The sequence below is a fragment of the Bradyrhizobium sp. Pha-3 genome, from assembly GCF_042258325.1.
GTDB classification, from domain to species: Bacteria; Pseudomonadota; Alphaproteobacteria; order Rhizobiales; family Xanthobacteraceae; genus Bradyrhizobium; species Bradyrhizobium elkanii.
The window spans coordinates 2742158-2759101 of record NZ_CP170151.1 but is presented as its reverse complement, the minus strand read 5'-3'; the positions used below and the strand labels follow the sequence as shown (position 1 = coordinate 2759101).

15 protein-coding genes are annotated in these 16944 nt (G+C 64.3%); 7 read left to right on the top strand and 8 right to left on the bottom strand.

The window, feature by feature from the left end; genetic code table 11:
• Position 1: 1 nt before the first annotated feature.
• On the top strand, positions 2 to 754 hold the full coding sequence (locus ACE10X_RS12870) for an SDR family NAD(P)-dependent oxidoreductase (protein ID WP_038386500.1): 753 nt from the start codon (positions 2 to 4) through the stop codon (positions 752 to 754).
• A gap of 256 nt (positions 755 to 1010) precedes the next feature.
• On the opposite strand, the gene ACE10X_RS12865 is transcribed toward ACE10X_RS12870, so the two are convergent.
• Both ACE10X_RS12865 and ACE10X_RS12860 read right to left on the bottom strand, forming a co-directional pair.
• Positions 1011 to 1232, bottom strand: a complete 222-nt coding sequence (locus tag ACE10X_RS12865; RefSeq protein ID WP_063709281.1) for a hypothetical protein — start codon at positions 1230 to 1232, stop codon at positions 1011 to 1013.
• Between the two features lie 130 nt (positions 1233 to 1362).
• Complete coding sequence (locus tag ACE10X_RS12860) at positions 1363 to 2340, bottom strand: magnesium transporter CorA family protein (RefSeq protein WP_038386507.1); 978 nt, start codon at positions 2338 to 2340, stop codon at positions 1363 to 1365.
• A gap of 337 nt (positions 2341 to 2677) precedes the next feature.
• On the opposite strand from ACE10X_RS12860, the gene ACE10X_RS12855 reads away from it, so the two are divergent.
• Positions 2678 to 3355, top strand: a complete 678-nt coding sequence (locus ACE10X_RS12855; RefSeq protein ID WP_028339518.1) for a L,D-transpeptidase — start codon at positions 2678 to 2680, stop codon at positions 3353 to 3355.
• Positions 3356 to 3372: 17 nt separating this feature from the next.
• Here ACE10X_RS12855 and ACE10X_RS12850 read toward each other — a convergent pair whose 3' ends face one another.
• Positions 3373 to 4581: an extensin family protein gene (locus ACE10X_RS12850; protein ID WP_038386501.1), complete on the bottom strand. Its 1209-nt coding sequence runs from the start codon at positions 4579 to 4581 to the stop codon at positions 3373 to 3375.
• A 76-nt stretch (positions 4582 to 4657) separates the two neighbouring features.
• Here ACE10X_RS12850 and ACE10X_RS12845 point away from each other — a divergent pair, with 76 nt between their 5' ends.
• Positions 4658 to 6286 carry a fatty-acid--CoA ligase gene (locus ACE10X_RS12845; RefSeq protein ID WP_038386502.1) on the top strand — a complete coding sequence of 543 codons (1629 nt, stop codon included), beginning with the start codon at positions 4658 to 4660 and terminating at the stop codon, positions 6284 to 6286.
• A 311-nt stretch (positions 6287 to 6597) separates the two neighbouring features.
• Complete coding sequence (locus ACE10X_RS12840; protein ID WP_038386503.1) at positions 6598 to 7455, top strand: DUF1499 domain-containing protein; 858 nt, start codon at positions 6598 to 6600, stop codon at positions 7453 to 7455.
• Positions 7456 to 7459: 4 nt separating this feature from the next.
• Here ACE10X_RS12840 and ACE10X_RS12835 read toward each other — a convergent pair whose 3' ends face one another.
• From ACE10X_RS12835 to ACE10X_RS12820, 4 genes are all read right to left on the bottom strand, one after another.
• The gene (locus ACE10X_RS12835) at positions 7460 to 8377 is read right to left on the bottom strand and encodes an MBL fold metallo-hydrolase (protein ID WP_038386504.1); all 918 of its coding nucleotides are present in this window, start codon (positions 8375 to 8377) and stop codon (positions 7460 to 7462) included.
• Between the two features lie 168 nt (positions 8378 to 8545).
• Entirely contained in the window at positions 8546 to 9760 is a 1215-nt protein-coding gene (locus ACE10X_RS12830) for an acyl-CoA dehydrogenase (protein WP_028334515.1), read from the bottom strand.
• Positions 9761 to 9908: 148 nt separating this feature from the next.
• Complete coding sequence (gene ribB / locus ACE10X_RS12825; RefSeq protein ID WP_028339523.1) at positions 9909 to 10985, bottom strand: 3,4-dihydroxy-2-butanone-4-phosphate synthase; 1077 nt, start codon at positions 10983 to 10985, stop codon at positions 9909 to 9911.
• A gap of 251 nt (positions 10986 to 11236) precedes the next feature.
• Entirely contained in the window at positions 11237 to 12970 is a 1734-nt protein-coding gene (locus tag ACE10X_RS12820; protein WP_028339524.1) for a cation:proton antiporter, read from the bottom strand.
• Between the two features lie 59 nt (positions 12971 to 13029).
• On the opposite strand from ACE10X_RS12820, the gene ACE10X_RS12815 reads away from it, so the two are divergent.
• Complete coding sequence (locus ACE10X_RS12815; protein WP_038386509.1) at positions 13030 to 13572, top strand: DUF3124 domain-containing protein; 543 nt, start codon at positions 13030 to 13032, stop codon at positions 13570 to 13572.
• A gap of 60 nt (positions 13573 to 13632) precedes the next feature.
• A complete protein-coding gene (locus tag ACE10X_RS12810) occupies positions 13633 to 14871 on the top strand; it encodes a PLP-dependent aminotransferase family protein (RefSeq protein WP_038386510.1) in 1239 nt (412 codons plus the stop codon).
• 300 nt (positions 14872 to 15171) lie between these two features.
• On the opposite strand, the gene ACE10X_RS12805 is transcribed toward ACE10X_RS12810, so the two are convergent.
• Complete coding sequence (locus tag ACE10X_RS12805) at positions 15172 to 16452, bottom strand: amidohydrolase family protein (RefSeq protein ID WP_038386511.1); 1281 nt, start codon at positions 16450 to 16452, stop codon at positions 15172 to 15174.
• A 231-nt stretch (positions 16453 to 16683) separates the two neighbouring features.
• On the opposite strand from ACE10X_RS12805, the gene ACE10X_RS12800 reads away from it, so the two are divergent.
• Positions 16684 to 16914: a hypothetical protein gene (locus tag ACE10X_RS12800; protein WP_080583444.1), complete on the top strand. Its 231-nt coding sequence runs from the start codon at positions 16684 to 16686 to the stop codon at positions 16912 to 16914.
• Positions 16915 to 16944: the final 30 nt, after the last annotated feature.

The window sequence follows — 16944 nt, the reverse complement described above, 5'->3', positions numbered from 1 at the left end:
CATGTCCCCACCTTCCAATGCGCCGCGCCGTACCCTGCTTCTCACCGGTGCCAGCCGCGGCATCGGCCACGCCACCGCGATCCGGTTTGCTTCCGCCGGCTGGCGCGTCATCACCTGCTCGCGGCATGCATTTCCGGAAGTCTGCCCCTGGGGCGCCGGACCGGAAGACCACATCGAGGTCGATTTTGGCGATCATGACGACACGGTTCGCGCGATCAGCGAAATCCGCAAGCGGTTGGTGAACGACGAGTTGCACGCGCTGGTCAACAATGCCGCGATTTCCCCAAAGGGGTCAGGCGGCGCGCGGCTCGGGACCATGGACACCGATATCGAAACATGGCTGCACGTGTTCCGCGTCAACTTCTTCGCGCCGATCATGCTGGCCCGTGGGCTGATTGATGAACTCAAGCACGCCAAGGGCGCGGTGGTGAATGTCACCTCGATCGCGGGCTCGCGCGTGCATCCGTTCGCCGGCGTTGCCTACGCGACGTCGAAAGCCGCGCTGGCATCATTGACGCGGGAAATGGCATCGGACTTCGGCCGCGTCGGCGTCCGCGTCAATTCGATCGCGCCGGGCGAAATCGACACCTCGATCCTGTCGCCGGGCACCGAGAAGATCGTCGACCAGCAGATCCCGATGCATCGCCTCGGCACGCCGGACGAGGTCGCCAAGATCATTTACGTTCTCTGCACGGAGACCAGCTCTTACGTGAACGGTGCGGAGATCCACATCAACGGTGGTCAGCACGTCTGAGCGGCTGCCAATCTATGTCGCGCCGTCATTGCGAGGAACGATAGCGACGAAGCAATCCATGTCAATGCTTGCAGCGCGATGGATTGCTTCGCTTCGCTCGCAATGACGCGGAGCACAAAGACGTGGAGCACAAATCGGCATTTCGGGGGAGAGAGGTTTGAGGCGATCCCGGCCGCCGCCGCGGCCGTCACTGGGATTGCTTCACTTGCAGGCGTAACAAACGCAAACGAGGCTTCTGCCTCCGAGGCTTCGGCCTCTAGTCTGCGTAGAACCGACGCGACTTCTTCTCGGGCTGCCGCAGCGCGACGTCGTTCAGCGCGCTGGAGCATTCGTCTTCGTCCTCGCCATCCAGCAACGCAGCGCCACAGTAACGGCAAAGTCTCGGCGAGATCGCCTGTACCTTGCCTGCTGCGCGGTCCTGTTGATAGCGCGCAAAGTCGATGACGTTACGCCGTGGCGTTATGATCTTCTCAACCATTGCTGTCCTCCGGCTTCGAGGCGGGCGTTATCGCAGACAAGTTTCGCCCAAACGTTCAGCGCAACGCTCAAATTTTAGCAGAGGAAATAAGGCAGAAAACGCGTCCCAAAACGCGACGTGTGGAACCGGTTTATAGCCACTTCTTCCACTTGAAGATCCAGTACGGCACAATGGCCGCAATCAGCATCAGCACCAGTGCATACGGATAGCCGTGCGCCCACTCGAGTTCCGGCATGATCTTGAAATTCATGCCGTAGATCGAGGCGATCAGCGTCGGCGGCATCAGCACCACCGCCATCACCGAGAACAGTTTGATGATGTTGTTCTGTTCCAGATTGACCACGCCGAGCATGGCGTCGAGCACGAAGGTGATCTTGTTGGAGAGATAGGAGGCGTGGTCGGTCAGTGAGGCCACGTCACGCTGCATGGTCTTGAGCTGCTCGCGCATGTCCTTGGACCATTTCACGCCCTCGACCACCGCGGAGAGGAAGGTGACGAGGCGGCCGATCGAGACCAGGCTTTCGCGAACCTTGGAGGTCAGGTCGCCCTTGCGGCCGATCGCGATCAGGATCTGCGAATATTGCTTGGCGTGGCCGTGGCGCTCGCTCTCCGGCTCGAAGATGTCGTGAGACACCTGGTCGATATCGGCTCCGCAGCGTTCCAGGAGATCGGCGCAACGGTCGATCACAGCATCCAGCAGTTCCATCAGCACCTGCTCGCCGGTGATGCCGGGAGCACAGGCGCGCGCCAGCTTGTTCTCAACCAGCGCGAAAGGTTTCGGCAAGTCGTAGCGTACCGTGACCAGGCGATGGCTGGTCAGGATGAAGGTGACCGCCGTGGTGCGCGGCATGTCGGTGTCGGACTGGCACATCAGCGTCGCGGTCATGTAGCGGGCGCTGTTCTCGATATAGAGGCGGCTGGAGATCTCGATCTCCTGCATGTCTTCCCGGGTCGGCACCGCGATCCCCGCGAGCTTCTCGACCGCTCGGTCCTCCTCCACCGTCGGATTCACCAGATCGACCCAGACCGCTCCCTCGGGCAGCGCACCGAGGTCGGTCGCGGTGGCCTTCTTGAGCGAAAACTCGGACGGAACGAACACCGACAGCATCACGAACTCCACGAAACGGGGCTGGCAGGACCCGCCGACTTAGCGCGATTCTGGGGGGCGCTTCATGACCGGGGCATTAACCGGGCATCCATACTTGTGGCGGCCAGGTGGCAGTGACGTGGCGCCGACTCGTCGACCGTTGCCTGTTTGCACAAAAACCAACCCGGCGCCAGAACAGTTGCGGCAAAAAAGCCACAGACGACGTCCCGCGATGCGGGAAAGGCATCTAGACTCTGGGAATAATGGCGGGTTTCAGCAATACTGCCCTCATGGAATCGTGGCGTTTGGGGCGTAATAGTGGCGCTTTCGAGCGCGGATTTTCGATTGGAATGTAATCATGTCGTCGCTCAAAGTTACCTTCGGGATTCTGGCCGCGGGCCTGATGTTGTCGGGCTGCATGCAGGCCACAACCTATGAGGCAACCAATACCTCGAACTTCAAGCCGCGTGACAAGGAACTCTTGGCCAAAACCACCTACGTCAAGACGCCGGTGGCTGAACCGTTCCGCCGCGCCATCGTCGAGTATCACCGCAAGGAAGCCCCCGGCTCGATCGTGGTCGATTCCGACAACCATTACCTCTATTACGTGCTGAACGACGGCAAGGCGATCCGCTACGGCATCACCGTCGGCGAGGAAGCCATGGCCTGGTCCGGCATCGCCAAGGTCGGCAGCATGACCGAATGGCCGGCCTGGCACCCGACCCCCGGCGAAATCTCGCGCCTCGGCGTCCCGACCTTCGTGGCCCCGGGCCCGGACAATCCGATGGGCTCGCGCGCGATGTATCTCTATTCTGGCGGCAAGGACACGCTGTTCCGCATCCACGGCACCAACCAGCCGGAATATATTGGCGCGTCGATCTCCTCGGGCTGCATCCGCATGACCAACGAGGACGTCATCGACCTCTACAACCGGGTCAAGCTCGGCACCATCGTCGTGGTGCTGGAGCCGAAGCACGGCGACTCGCCCTACAAGCCGCAGATGGCGCTGCAGGGCGGCGGCGGCACGACCTACTGATCCCATCGCAATCGCGATCAAAAGCGCCGGCTTTGCCGGCGCTTTTTTGTTGGCTGCGGCTTGGTCTCGGCGCTGCGGTCAGGCGCAGCCGCATCATCTGATTTTGTGCCGTCCGGCTTCTTGCCGGCGTCAGACTTGGCGTGGTCAGCCTTGCCTTGGTCAATTCTGGGGGCGTCCGTCTTCGACGCGTCGGATTTGGCGGCGACCTCGCGCGGCGGCGCCTCTTCGGGGCGCTCGGCCGGCAACAGCGGCGCGACTTGCGGCAGCGGGTCGTCCACGTTCCACTGGCAGATCCGGTAATTGTTGCGACGCTCGATCAGGTCGAGATGGATGTGGTCCTCGTGGTACCAGTCCGAGCCCGGCCCGAGCACCGTGGAGAAGCGGGCGCAGACCGAGTGCAGCACGGTCTCGCGCAAGGCCCGCGGCACGCTGCGGTCGGTCAGCGAGATCGACTTGCCGTTGGCGAGACCGAGGGCGCGCACATCGAGCGCATTGGCGCGGCCGTGCTCGGAGAGCTGCGCGCCGGCGACCCGATTGCGGCCGCGGCATTCGAACGAGTCGAAATTGTCGAGATTGCTGATCCCGCCCCCGAGGCTCTGCGCGAGCGGCGCGATATCGGTGCGGACCCAGTCGACGACCGCAGCGGCCATCTTGCAGCGGAGGATCGCCGCGGGCTTGACCGCGACCTCGCGCTTGTCCGCAAGCACGATCGCCTCGAGCCGCACCAGATCCTCGCCGCCGCAGCCCCCGGCGCCGTGAATATCCGGAATGCTCGGGGCGATCGCGATCTCCTCGGTCAGCGCCTGCCGGCAGGCCGACAGCTGCGGCGCGGCGGGCGCGGCCGGCTCGGCGGGCCTCGCAGCCTCAGTAGGCGCGGCCGGAGGCTGTCTCTCGGCTGCGGGAGGTTGGGGCTCGGTTGCCGCCGGCGCGTGAGTTGCCGCCGGCACGTGAGCTGCCGCCGGCACGTGAGCTGCCGCCGGCGCCTGCGCCGGGCGCGGCTTCGGCAGCGGCACCGCTGAGCGGCGGACTGCCTTGTGCGGCCTTTGCGGCCGGGTACCGAACAGATCGTCCCACGGAAAGCTGGGCGCGCGGCGGGCGGCCTCGGCGGGGTCTGCTTGCATGCCAAGGCAAAGCAGCAGGGCGGCGGCGGTAACCATTGCCGCGCCCCCGCGACGAAACGCGCCAAGAGGCCATTTTCGGCTTGCTTTCTCCGCGCTAAAGTTCATGTCAGTTCCATGATTTTACTGCCGGCCGTCCAAGATGCCGGCGGATCATGTGTGAGGATCGAGGAGGGATTTGCGTATGCTTGGTTTGATGCAAGATTGGCCCTTGCTGTGTCACAAGATTATTGAGCACGCCGCCAAATATCACGGCACGCAGGAAGTCGTGACGCGGTCGGTCGAAGGCCCCATTCATCGCACCACCTACGCCCAAATCCACGCCCGCGCACTGAAGGTCTCGCAGAGCCTGGAACGCGACGGCATCCAGCTCGGCGACCGCGTCGCCACCATCGCCTGGAACACCTGGCGCCACCTCGAGGTCTGGTACGGCATCATGGGGATCGGCGCGATCTGCCATACGGTCAATCCGCGCCTGTTTCCGGAACAGATCGCCTGGATCGTCAACCACGCCCAGGACCGCATCGTCATCACCGACCTCACCTTCGTTCCGGTGCTGGAGAAGATCGCAGGCCAGCTGCCGAGCGTCGAGCGCTACGTGGTGCTGACCGACAGGGCGCACATGCCGCAGACCACGCTGAAGAACGCGGTCGCCTATGAGGACTGGATCGCGGCATCCGACGGCAAGTTCGAGTGGAAGACCTTCGACGAGAACACCGCGGCGGCGATGTGCTACACCTCCGGCACGACGGGCGATCCCAAGGGTGTACTTTATTCGCACCGCTCCAACGTGTTGCACGCGCTGATGGCCAACTCGAAGGACGCGCTCGGCACCTCCGCGTCGGACACAATGCTTCCGGTGGTCCCCTTGTTCCATGCCAACAGCTGGGGCATCGCCTTCTCCGCGCCGTCGATGGGCACCAAGCTCGTGATGCCGGGCCCGAAGCTCGACGGCGCCTCGGTGTACGAGTTGCTGTCGACCGAGAAGGTCACGCACACCGCCGGCGTGCCGACGGTGTGGCTGATGCTGCTGCAGTACATGGCCGCCAACAACGTCAAGCTGCCGGATCTGCAGATGGTGATCTGCGGCGGGTCGGCGATGCCGCGCTCGATGATCAAGGCGTTCCTCGACATGGGCAGCCAGGTGCGCCACGCCTGGGGCATGACCGAGATGAGCCCGCTCGGCACGCTGGCGACGCTGAAGCCGCCGTTCACCGAGCGCACCGGCGAGGAGCGGCTCGACGTCCTGCAGACCCAGGGCTATCCGCCGTTCGGCGTCGAGATGAAGATCACCGACGATGCCGGCAAGGAGCTGCCGTGGGACGGCAAGACCTTCGGCCGTCTCAAGGTCTCGGGCCCGGCGATCGCCAAGGCCTATTTCCGGGTCGACAGCAACATCCTCGACGATACCGGCTATTTCGACACCGGCGACGTCTCGACGATGGACGAGCACGGCTACATGCGGATCACCGACCGCTCCAAGGACGTGATCAAGTCCGGCGGCGAATGGATCTCCTCGATCGATCTCGAGAACCTCGCGGTCGGCCATCCTGCGGTCGCGGAAGCCGCCGTGATCGGCGTCCATCATCCCAAATGGGATGAGCGGCCGCTGCTGATCGTACAGCTCAAGCAGGGCCAGAGCGCAACGCGCGAGGACATCCTGAAGTTCATGGACGGCAAGATCGCCAAATGGTGGATGCCCGACGACGTCGCCTTCGTCGACGGCATCCCCCACACCGCGACCGGCAAGATCCTGAAGACAGCGCTGCGCGACCAGTTCAAGGACTACACGTTCCCGACCGCCGCGGCGTGACGCAACACGAGAACCGTAGCCCGGATGGAGCGAAGCGCAATCCGGGGTTCGGCGCTCAAGGGAAAGACCTGCCCCCGGATTTCGCTTCGCTCCATCCGGGCTACGAACCTGCTCCGGCGTGAATGACCTTGGTTGACGCCGTGGCAGAGTGCGAAGCGCGTCTTCGCACCAGATGGACCGGGCATGACGGTCTATCCGGGGACGTTTCGACGCCCAAATCCCTTGAATTCGCCGCAGGTCCGTGGTCTCACACGACTGATCGCGGCGGCCGAGGTCGCCTGAGGACATCTCAACCGGCAGATTTTTCGACGATGGCGCGCAGGTTTTCCGCTCCCTACCAGCAGGAGCCCGTGTCCGGTCTCGCCACCTGGTCGCGCAACCTCGCCATCTTCTCCGTCGTCGCGGTGGTGGTCTCGATCCTGATCGTCCGCTTCGGGTTCCTGGAGGTCAAACCGGCGCTGGCGACCTTCTTCGGCGCGCTGGGCCTGGCCGGCCTGTCGATCCTGCTTGGGCTGGCCGCCTTTGCCGCGATCTGGCAGAACGGCACCCGCGGCATGGGCCGGATCCTGCTCGCGCTGCTGATCGACGCGGCGATCCTCGCCTACCCGGCCTACCTCATCTATCAGTACCGCAAGCTGCCGCGGATCTACGACGTCACCACCGACGCGATCGACCCGCCGAGGTTCGAGGCGCTGGCGCGGCTGCGCACCGGGGAAGGCACCAATCCTGCCGCCTATGCCGGCCTCTATTCGGCCGAGAAGCAGCGCGCGGCCTATCCCGATATCGAAACCGTCGAGCTCGAAACCCCGGTCGACCGCGCCTATGAGCTGACGCTGCGACTGGTGAACCGCCGCAAATGGCTCGTCATCGACGCACGCGCGCCGCAGCCGCCGCGCCGCATCGGCCGCATCGAGGCGGTGGCGCGGACGCCGATCATGGGTTTCCGCGAGGACGTCTCGATCCGGGTCACGCCTGACGACGAGGACTCCCGCGTCGATATCCGCTCGGCATCGCGCTATTTCGACACCGATCTCGGCAGCAACGCCGCCCGCGTCAAGAAGCTGATCGAGGACCTCAACACCGCCGCCGAGAACGACAATTCCAAGCCGGCGAAGAAGGCCGCTCCTGTCGCGCCAAAGGCACCGCCGGCGAAGACGGTGAAGAAATAGCGCCCTACGCCATCCGATACGTTCCACCGATCACGGGATCGCCATCCGTCGCCACGATGCCGCGTGCGACGAGGTCCTCCAGATGCGCCAGCACCGAATAACCGGCGGCATTGGCGAGGCGCGGATCGAGCCCGATATAGATCGCCCGCACCATGGTCGGGATGTCGGCCTCGCCCTTGCCGAGACGATGCAGGATCGATGCCTCGCGCGCCCGGCGATGCCGCGCCAGGAAACGGACGTAGCGCGGGCCTTCCGGAATCTCCGGGCCGTGGCCGGAGAAATACAGCTGCTCGGGCCGCTGCTCCAGCCGCTCCAGCGAGGCCATGTAGTCGATCATCGAGCCGTCCGGCGGCGCCACGATCGAAGTCGACCAGCCCATCACATGGTCGCCGACGAAATTGATGCTGCGCTCGGTCCAGGCGAACGCCAGGTGATTGGCGGTGTGGCCGGGGGTGGCGACGGCCTCCAGCGCAAAGCCCGCCCCCTCGATGACGTCGCCATGCTTGACCTGCACATCGGGCCGGAAATCGCGGTCGGCGCCGGATTCCGGATTGTGCTTCTCGCTCTCGAAGCGCGGGCGCGAGGCGCGGTGCGGTCCCTCGGCATAGACCGGCGCGCCGGTCGCGGCCTTGATCCGTGGCGTGTTCGGCGAATGGTCGCGATGGGTATGGGTGACCAGGATATGCGTCACGGTCTCGCCCTTGACCGCATCGAGCAGCGCCTTGGCATGCGCCTCGTCGTCGGGACCGGGATCGATGATCGCGACCTTGCCCTCGCCGACAATGTAGCTGACCGTGCCGGTGAAGGTGAACGGGCTCGGATTGTTGCAGAGGACACGGCGAACGCCGGGGCGGACCTGTTCGACCACGCCGGGCTTCAGCGGAAAATCGCGGTTGAACGGGATGTCGTCGTTGTCGGCCATGGGGACACCTACACTCGCTGTCATCCCCCGCAAAAGCGGGGGATCCAGTAAACACCGGCAGTCGAGATTGAACGAGAGGCCTCTGGAATACTGGATCGTCCGCTCCAAGTGCGCAATTGCGCACAAGGGCGGACGATGACAGTGATGTTTGACGGCGCGTCAGCGCCCTTACGAGAACGCCTGGATGCCGGTGATCGCGCGGCCGAGGATCAGCGCATGGACGTCGTGCGTGCCCTCATAGGTGTTCACCGTCTCGAGGTTCGCGGCGTGACGCATCACGTGATACTCGATCTGGATGCCGTTGCCGCCGTGCATGTCGCGCGCCATGCGGGCGATGTCGAGCGACTTGCCGCAATTGTTCCGCTTGACGATCGAGATCATCTCGGGGGCCATCTTGCCCTCGTCCATCAGGCGGCCGACGCGCAACGAGGCCTGCAGGCCGAGCGCGATCTCGGTCTCCATGTCGGCGAGTTTCTTCTGCACCAGCTGGGTGGCGGCGAGCGGCCGGCCAAACTGCTTGCGGTCGAGCGTGTATTGCCGCGCGCGGTGCATGCAGTCCTCGGCGGCGCCGAGCGCGCCCCAGGAGATGCCGTAGCGGGCGCGGTTGAGACAGCCGAACGGGCCCTTGAGGCCGGAGACGTTGGGCAGCAGCGCGCTTTCCGGCACCACCACATTGTCGAGCACGATCTCGCCGGTGATCGAGGCGCGCAGCGAGAGCTTGCCGCCGACCTTCGGCGCCGACAGGCCCTTCATGCCCTTCTCGAGGATGAAGCCGCGGATCTGGTTGTCGTGCGCAGCCGACTTGGCCCACACCACGAATACGTCGGCGATCGGCGCATTCGAGATCCACATCTTGGCGCCGTTCAGCTTGTAGCCGTCAGCGACCTTCTCGGCGCGGGTCTTCATGCCGCCGGGATCGGAACCAGCATCCGGCTCGGTCAGGCCGAAGCAGCCGACCCATTCTCCGGTCGCGAGCTTGGGCAGATATTTCTTGCGCTGGTTTTCGTCGCCATAGGCATAGATCGGATACATCACCAGCGACGACTGCACCGAGTTCATCGAGCGATAGCCGCTATCAACGCGCTCGATCTCGCGCGCCACGAGGCCATAGGCCACGTAGCTCGCATTGGCGCAGCCATACTCCTCGGGCAGCGTCACGCCGATCAGGCCGAGCTCGCCCATTTCGTTGAAGATCTCGCGGTCGGTTTTCTCTTCCAGATAGGCCTTGGTGACCCGCGGCAGCAGCTTGTCCTGCGCATAGGCCCGCGCAGTGTCGCGGATCAGGCGCTCGTCTTCGGTGAGCTGGTCGTCGAGCAGGAACGGATCATCCCACTGGAAGCTGGCGGCAGCCGGCTTGTCCTTGGCCTGGGGGCGCACGCTCATGAAACATCCTTTCGCATCGTCTATCGGAAATTGGCGGATAAATTAAAGCGCTATGCTGCGAAGCGCAATTGGTGATCCTCTCACCGTCATTCCGGGGCGATGCGTCAGCATCGAACCCGGAATCTCGAGATTCTCCGGAATAACAGCGCTAGCTCTCCAGCTTCTCGTTCGACACGATCTCGATGCCGAAACCGGACAATCCCTTGTAGTCGTGCACCGACGAAGTCAGGTGCCGGATCGAGGTGACGCCGAGATCGCGCAGGATCTGTGCCCCGACACCGACCTCGCGCCACTGCCTGTGGCGATCGGCCTCCGCCGTCTTCTGCTCGCCGACCGGCTCGACCGGAACACCGGCGGCACCATCGCGCAGATATACCAGCACGCCGCGGCCGGCATCCTTGAAATGCCGCAGCACGGCTTCCATTCGCGCCGGCCCGGTGAACAGGTCTTTCACGATGTTGGGCTTGTGCAGCCGCGTCAGCACGTCCCGGCCGTCGCCGATACCGTTATAGACGAAGGCGGCATGCATGATCTCGTCGAACGGCGAGCGATAGGCATAGCCCTGCAGCGGGCCGATCGGGCTTTCGGTGGTGAAGGTCGCGACCCGCTCGATCAGCTTCTCGCGCGCCTGGCGATAGGCGATCATGTCCGCGATCGTGACATGCTTGAGCTTGTGGGCGGCAGCGAATTTCGCGACCTGCTCGCCCTTCATCACGGTTCCATCGTCGTTCATCAGCTCGCTGATGACGCCGACCGGCGGCAGGCCCGAGAGCCGGCACAGATCGACCGCCGCCTCGGTGTGCCCGGAGCGCAGCAGCACGCCGCCGTCGCGCGCGATCAGCGGGAAGATGTGGCCGGGGCGCGCGAAATCATTGGCGCCGGCATTGGGATTGGCGAGCGCGCGGCAGCAGGAGGCGCGTTCCTCGGCCGAGATGCCGGTGCCGCCATCGGGCTTGTAGTCGATCGAGACCGTGAAGGCGGTGGTGTGATTGGACTCGTTGTGCGCCACCATCGGGTCGAGCCGCAACCGGCGGGCGTCCTCGGTGGTGATCGGCGCGCAGACGATGCCGGAGGTGTGGCGAATGATGAAGGCCATCTTCTCCGCCGTGCAGAACGACGCCGCGACGATCAGATCGCCCTCGCCTTCCCGATCGTCATCGTCGGTGACGACGACGAGTTCACCCTTCGCAAAGGCTTGCAGCACTTCCTGGATCGTATCGGCCATTGTCCTGACATCTCGCTATATGCAGGCAGTGGATTAGCCGGGTTCCGATGTCAGCGCCAGTATCATTATGCAACCCGCCATGCATCCGGCAGGCATACCAGGGCGGTGACGGCGGTTTCCGTAGCCCGGATGGAGCGAAGCGCAATCCGGGACATTTCCGCGTGCACGATCCCCGGATTTCGCGGAGCCCGTCATCGGGCGCGCGTTCGCGCGACCCGTTGGCTCCATCCGGGCTACAAAACTGGCTCGCCCTACGGAAGCACCTCGCGCCGGTCGCTGAGCTGCACGTCCAGCTCGGCGCGCTTGTCGTCGAGCAGGCCGGCGTCGGCCGCCTCGATCACCGAATAGAGCTCGCCGGCGTCGCTGAGCCGGGTCACCGTCACGTAGTCGGCGCCGGCGCTGTAGAGGTCGTCGACGCCGGTCAGGAGGTCCGCGGTGGCAACGATCCGCGCGGTCGGGTTGAGGGCGCGGACGTGGCGCACCAGCTTCTCATTGTCGGCGCCGACCAGCAGGAAGTCCGGCACGCTCAGGATGATGATCTCGGCCTTGCCGATACCGGCATGAACCAGGGTGTCGACATTGCTGATGTCGCCATAGATCACATGCATGCCGCGGTCGGACAGCGTGCGGAACACCAGCGGGTTGAAATCGATGACGCTGATCTGCTCGAGCAGCGACTGGTTCTGCCGCTCGATCTGGCTGATCAGCGCGCTCGCCGCGCGGAAAAAGCCGAGGATGACGATGCGCCGGATCTCGCCATGTCCGCCCTCGTGCCCGGCCTCGCCGCGGCCCTGGCCTTCCTGGTCGAGGTCGCGCAGTCCGATCCGCTTCAACGGACCGATCAGGCCGCGCACGATCTGGTCGCTGCGCCCCATCGCGAAGGTCGAGAGCACCGCCAGCACGACGAAAGCGAACGAGACCGCACTCGCGGTTTCGGTTCCGATGTGGTTGGCGGCGACACCGGTCTGGATCACCACCAGCGAGAACTCGGAGATCTGCGCCAGGTTGATCGCCGGCAGCAGGCTGGCGCGCAGCCCCTGCTTCATCAGATAGAGCGGCGTGAACGTCGTGATCAGGCGGCTCGCCACCGTGAAGGCCGCGATGACAAGCGCAAGCCAGATCACCGAGAGGCCCGGAATCGGGATCGTCATGCCGAGCGCGACAAAGAACAGGGTGATGAAGAAATCCCGCAGCGTCGTGACCTTGGCGGTGACGTCGAGCGCGTAGGGAAAGGTCGAGATCGAGACGCCGGCGACCAGCGAGCCCATCTCGCGCGACAGATGCAGCCGCTCGGCGATCTCGCCGATCAGGAAGCACCAGGCGAGCGCGCCGAGCAGCACGAGCTCGGGCCGCCGCGCGATCTGGTGGAACAGCCGCGGCAGCACGTAGCGGCTCAGCACCAGCGCGGTCGCGACCAGCACCGCGACGCGGGCAATCGACAGCAGCACGACGCTGATCTGCAGATTGTCCAGGCTCGGCTGCACCGCCAGGAACAGGATCGCGAAGATGTCCTGAAGCACCAGCACACCTAGCGTGATGCGGCCCGGCAGCGTATCCAGCTCGCGCTTCTCGTAGAGCACCTTGACGATGATCACGGTCGAGGACAGCGCGCAGGCGACGCAGAGATAGATCGCGTCGAACTTGCCGCCGCCGACCGCAAGCCCGATAGCGGCAAAGAACGCCACGCCGATCAGACAGCCGCCGATCAGCTCGCCGGCACCGGCGAACAGGATGACCTTGCCGGCACGGATGATCTTCTTGAGATCGATTTCCAGCCCGATCATGAACAGCATGAAGATCAGGCCGAGCTCGGAGATGACGCTGATCGATTCCTGGGACTTGACCCAGCCCATGCCGAATGGACCAATGAAAAAGCCGGCGATAAGGTACGCCAGTATCAGCGGTTGCCGGGAGAAGTGGGCCAACAGCCCGATCCCCCAGGCAAACAGAATACAGAGCGTGATATCGGGAATCAGTTCATGCATGCGTCAAAGACTTCCTGTTGCCGCAACCTAGAGGGCCGGGCGTGAGGATCAACCGAGCAATGTGTCACATCCGCGCAGGCGGCATTTTTCTCGCAGTTTTGCTCTGCCTGCTCACCGTGCGCATGTCAGAGGCGCTAGCACAATCCCCCGGAAGTATTGAACAAAATTTTGCGAGCTCGTTGACGGCGGTGCCATCGGAGGGCCTCACCGCCTCCGGTGCGTTCTACGTGCCGGTGTATTCCAGCGTGTCGATGAGCCAGGGCAAGCTCAGGGCCGATTTTTCGGTGACGCTCAGCGTGCACAACGCTTCCGAGACGAAGCCGCTGGTGCTGAAGCGGATCGCCTATTTCGACACATCAGGCAAGATGGTGGAGAGCTACCTCAAATCGCCGGTCGCGCTAAAACCGTTTGCGACGGTCGAGGTCGCGATCGCCACGACCGATACCCGCGGCGGCACCGGCGCGAATTTCGTGGTCGATTGGGCGGCCGCCGGCGACATCGCGGAACCGGCGGTCGAGGCCCTGATGGTCGGCAGTATCGGCGCAGGGCACTACGCTTTCATCAGCCAGGGCCGGCCGATCCGGCTGGTCGGCAAGAACTAACCTCATGGAAGGCCGCTTGCCGCGGCCTTCTCAACGATAACAACACGGAGCGAAACATCCATGTCCACCTCAGCCCAGTTCGACTTTGCACCGCTGCTCCCGGCCGGCCTGCCTGCCCCGGCCGCACGCTGGACCGGGCTCGCCAAATACAGCTTCGTCGGCGGCAACAACGATCCCGACCAGGTCCCGGTCGACGGGCTGCTGGAGGCGGTCAACGCCGTGTTGAAGCGTGAGGGCAGGAATCTCGCGACCTACAATCTCGCGCATGGGCCGCAGGGCTATCTGCCGCTGCGCCAGTTCCTGACCGAGAAGCTGAAGCGCGACGCCGGGATCGCCTGCACGGCGGACGAGATCATGATCGTCTCCGGCTCGCTGCAGGCGCTCGACCTCGTCAATCACACATTGCTGGCCAAGGGCGACACCGTGCTGATCGAGCAGGAAACCTATCAGGGCTCGCTGAACCGGCTGACGCGGCTTGGCGTCAATGCGGTCGGCATTCCCCTCGATGGCGATGGCATAAGGATCGATGCGCTGGCCACGGCGCTTGCCGATCACAAGCGGCGCGGCATCACGCCGAAATACATCTACACCATCCCGACGGTGCAGAACCCGACCGGCTCGATCCTTCCCGAGAGCCGCCGCGCCGAGATGCTGAAGCTGTCAAGGGAATACGGCGTGCCGATCTTCGAGGACGATTGCTATGCCGATTTGATCTGGAGCGGCGAACGGCCGCCCGCGATCTATGCCATGAGCAAGCACGGCGGTGTGATCCATATCGGCTCGTTCTCCAAATCGATCGCGCCTGCGCTGCGGGTCGGCTTCATCGTCGCGCCCTGGGAGATCATGTCGCGAATGCTGCCGCTGAAGACCGACGCCGGCTCCGGCGCACTGGAGCAGATGGTGCTCGCGGAATATTGCGCGCCGCATTTTTCGACCCATGTGCCGCGCCTGACCAAGGGCCTGCGCGCCAAGCTCGATACGCTGATGGAGGCGCTGAACGAGCAATTCGGCACCGCGGCCGAGTTCGAGGCGCCCAAGGGCGGCATCTTTCTCTGGGTCAAGCTGCCCGACAATGTCGACACGCTGAAGCTTTATCAGGCAGCGCTTGCCGCCGGCGTCTCGATCAATCCGGGACCGGAATGGTCGACCAGCAAGGCCCATTCCGGCAGCCGGCTCCGCCTCTGCTTCGCCAGCCCCTCGCACGAGCAGATCCGCGAGGGCGTTGCCGTGCTGGCGGAGGTATGCCGCAAGGAGTTCGGCGTGCCGGCGCGCAGCAGCAATGTGGAGAAGCGCGGCTAGATCATGATGACTTTGCGCTGAAGCGAGCTGCGGACTCCGCTTCACCTCGCCCCGCGTGCGGGGAGAGGCGCATGCCGCCTTTGGCGGCCGTTCTCAAGAACGCCGAAGCAGAGCTTCGGCTATGACGCATCGTCAGATGCGTTCCGGGTGAGGGGGAGCCTCCGCAACCTCAGCTATCACCGGATACGCGGAGGCATCCCCTCACCCCAACCCTCTCCCCGTAAGAACGGGGCGAGGGAGCGCAGCGCGCCTGCGGTCGCCATTCGATCTGATCTCATCATGCTCTACCGATCCGCGCGCCTACCTCACCGAGAACGGCGCCTGATAGGGCCGGCCGAACGGCACGCCGTTGACCACGGTCTGCACCGGCTTCAACAGCAGATTGCCGTCGCGCTTGTTGTTGCGGGTGTCGACGAAGGAGACCGGGCCCTCGACGAGGTCCATGATCGCAACGTCGCCGGGCGCGCCACGCTGCAGCGTGCCGATCTTCGGGGTGCGGTTGATGATCCGCGCCGGCACCGAGGTCGCCATCGCCACCACCTGATCCAGCGACGAGCCCATCGCGAGAAACTTGCTCATCACGTTCGGCAGGAACGGGATGCCGGGCGAGTTGCCAGAGAAGACGTGGATGTCGGAGGAGATCGTATCGGGCGTGCAGCCGGCGGGGATCGCGACTTCGGCCACCGTGAAATCGAAGCTGCCGCCGCCATGGCCGACGTCGAACAGCACGCCGCGCTGCTTGGCCGCGAGCGCCGCCGGCAACAGCTTGCCCTCCTGCACGATATTGGTGAAAGCGCCCGACATGTTCGGCGCGCCGGAATAGGCATGAGTCAGGATATCGCCCGGCCGCAGCAGATTGAGAATGTCGGACATCAGCTCCCTGGTCTCGACGCCGCCGATATGCACCATCATCCGCGCCGGCCAGCCGCACATCTCGCAGGCCTGGATGCCGCGCTTCAGCGGCTCGAGGCCATGCTTGAAGATGACGTTTTCCGACATCCGCACCTTGACCCCGATCAGGAAGTCGGGGTTCTCGGCCAGTGCCATCGCACAGGCTTCGACCTGGGCGTTGTCGATGTTGTAGAGCTCGGCCACCGGGAATGCCGACAGGCCGTTGTTGGCGATGTGGACGAAGGCGTAGATCCGCGCCCGCGATTGCGCCACGATGAAGCGCCGCAGCGCCGCGAGGTTGTTGACGCCGGCGTCGCCCGCCGAGACCACCGTCGTGGTGCCCTGAAATTGCACCAGTTCGTCGGCGGGAATGCCGATCGCCGATCCGTAGGGGTAGACGTGGCAGTGCAGATCGATCAGGCCCGGCATCACGAGCTTGCCCGAGGCGTCGATGGTCTTGGCGGCGCGGGCAGCCGGGATCTCGTCTTCGATCGCCTCGATGATGCCCCAGCGGATGCCGATGTCGCGCTTGCCGCGCAGCGACTGGCTGGGATCGATGACATCGCCGTTCTTGATCACGAGGTCGAACTTGTCGTCCGGCCCCATCGCCGCAGCGGCCGGCCCCGCGATGGCTGTGGCAGCGGCCGACCCCGTCACTTTCAAAAAATCCCGGCGTGAAAATTCGCTCACAGCAACGTCCCCCCGAACATTGATTTTATGGCGCGATGATGCGTCGGACGCAGCGGTTAGGCAAGGCCGGGAAAGCCGCCCGTGCGCTCGCTCATCGGTTGTGCGCACCAACACGCGACGGCAGCAGCGTTCGAGGCAGTTGCTGAACAAGCGTTCAGAAAACTCCTCTGGTTCCTGAGGAACGTTTCAATCTCCGTACGGTTTTCTCTTCGCTTATTTGAGGAGGATGAAATGAAAAGGATTGGCTTTGTTCTCGCGGCGGTTGGTGCGCTTGCGGTGGCCGTTCCGTCGATCGCGAGCGCCGAGACGGTCGTGATCAGACATGGCGGTCATCATCACTGGGACCGCGGCTGGGGTGCACGCGCCGAAATGCGCCATGACCGTGGCTGGCATCGCGGTTGGCATCATGGCTGGCATCACGGCCATGACCGGACGGTGATCATCAAGCGTCATCACTACTAAAGACCGACACAACGGAAAATGGCTCCTCAC

Bases quoted from the DNA above. Each gene is read 5' to 3' on its own strand.
- ACE10X_RS12870 (WP_038386500.1), top strand. From the start codon at position 2: ATGTCCCCACCTTCCAATGCGCCGCGCCGTACCCTGCTTCTCACCGGT.
- ACE10X_RS12865 (WP_063709281.1), bottom strand. From the start codon at position 1,232: ATGGTTGAGAAGATCATAACGCCACGGCGTAACGTCATCGACTTTGCG.
- ACE10X_RS12860 (WP_038386507.1), bottom strand. From the start codon at position 2,340: ATGCTGTCGGTGTTCGTTCCGTCCGAGTTTTCGCTCAAGAAGGCCACC.
- ACE10X_RS12855 (WP_028339518.1), top strand. From the start codon at position 2,678: ATGTCGTCGCTCAAAGTTACCTTCGGGATTCTGGCCGCGGGCCTGATG.
- ACE10X_RS12850 (WP_038386501.1), bottom strand. From the start codon at position 4,581: ATGAACTTTAGCGCGGAGAAAGCAAGCCGAAAATGGCCTCTTGGCGCG.
- ACE10X_RS12845 (WP_038386502.1), top strand. From the start codon at position 4,658: ATGCTTGGTTTGATGCAAGATTGGCCCTTGCTGTGTCACAAGATTATT.
- ACE10X_RS12840 (WP_038386503.1), top strand. From the start codon at position 6,598: ATGGCGCGCAGGTTTTCCGCTCCCTACCAGCAGGAGCCCGTGTCCGGT.
- ACE10X_RS12835 (WP_038386504.1), bottom strand. From the start codon at position 8,377: ATGGCCGACAACGACGACATCCCGTTCAACCGCGATTTTCCGCTGAAG.
- ACE10X_RS12830 (WP_028334515.1), bottom strand. From the start codon at position 9,760: ATGAGCGTGCGCCCCCAGGCCAAGGACAAGCCGGCTGCCGCCAGCTTC.
- ribB (WP_028339523.1), bottom strand. From the start codon at position 10,985: ATGGCCGATACGATCCAGGAAGTGCTGCAAGCCTTTGCGAAGGGTGAA.
- ACE10X_RS12820 (WP_028339524.1), bottom strand. From the start codon at position 12,970: ATGCATGAACTGATTCCCGATATCACGCTCTGTATTCTGTTTGCCTGG.
- ACE10X_RS12815 (WP_038386509.1), top strand. From the start codon at position 13,030: ATGTGTCACATCCGCGCAGGCGGCATTTTTCTCGCAGTTTTGCTCTGC.
- ACE10X_RS12810 (WP_038386510.1), top strand. From the start codon at position 13,633: ATGTCCACCTCAGCCCAGTTCGACTTTGCACCGCTGCTCCCGGCCGGC.
- ACE10X_RS12800 (WP_080583444.1), top strand. From the start codon at position 16,684: ATGAAAAGGATTGGCTTTGTTCTCGCGGCGGTTGGTGCGCTTGCGGTG.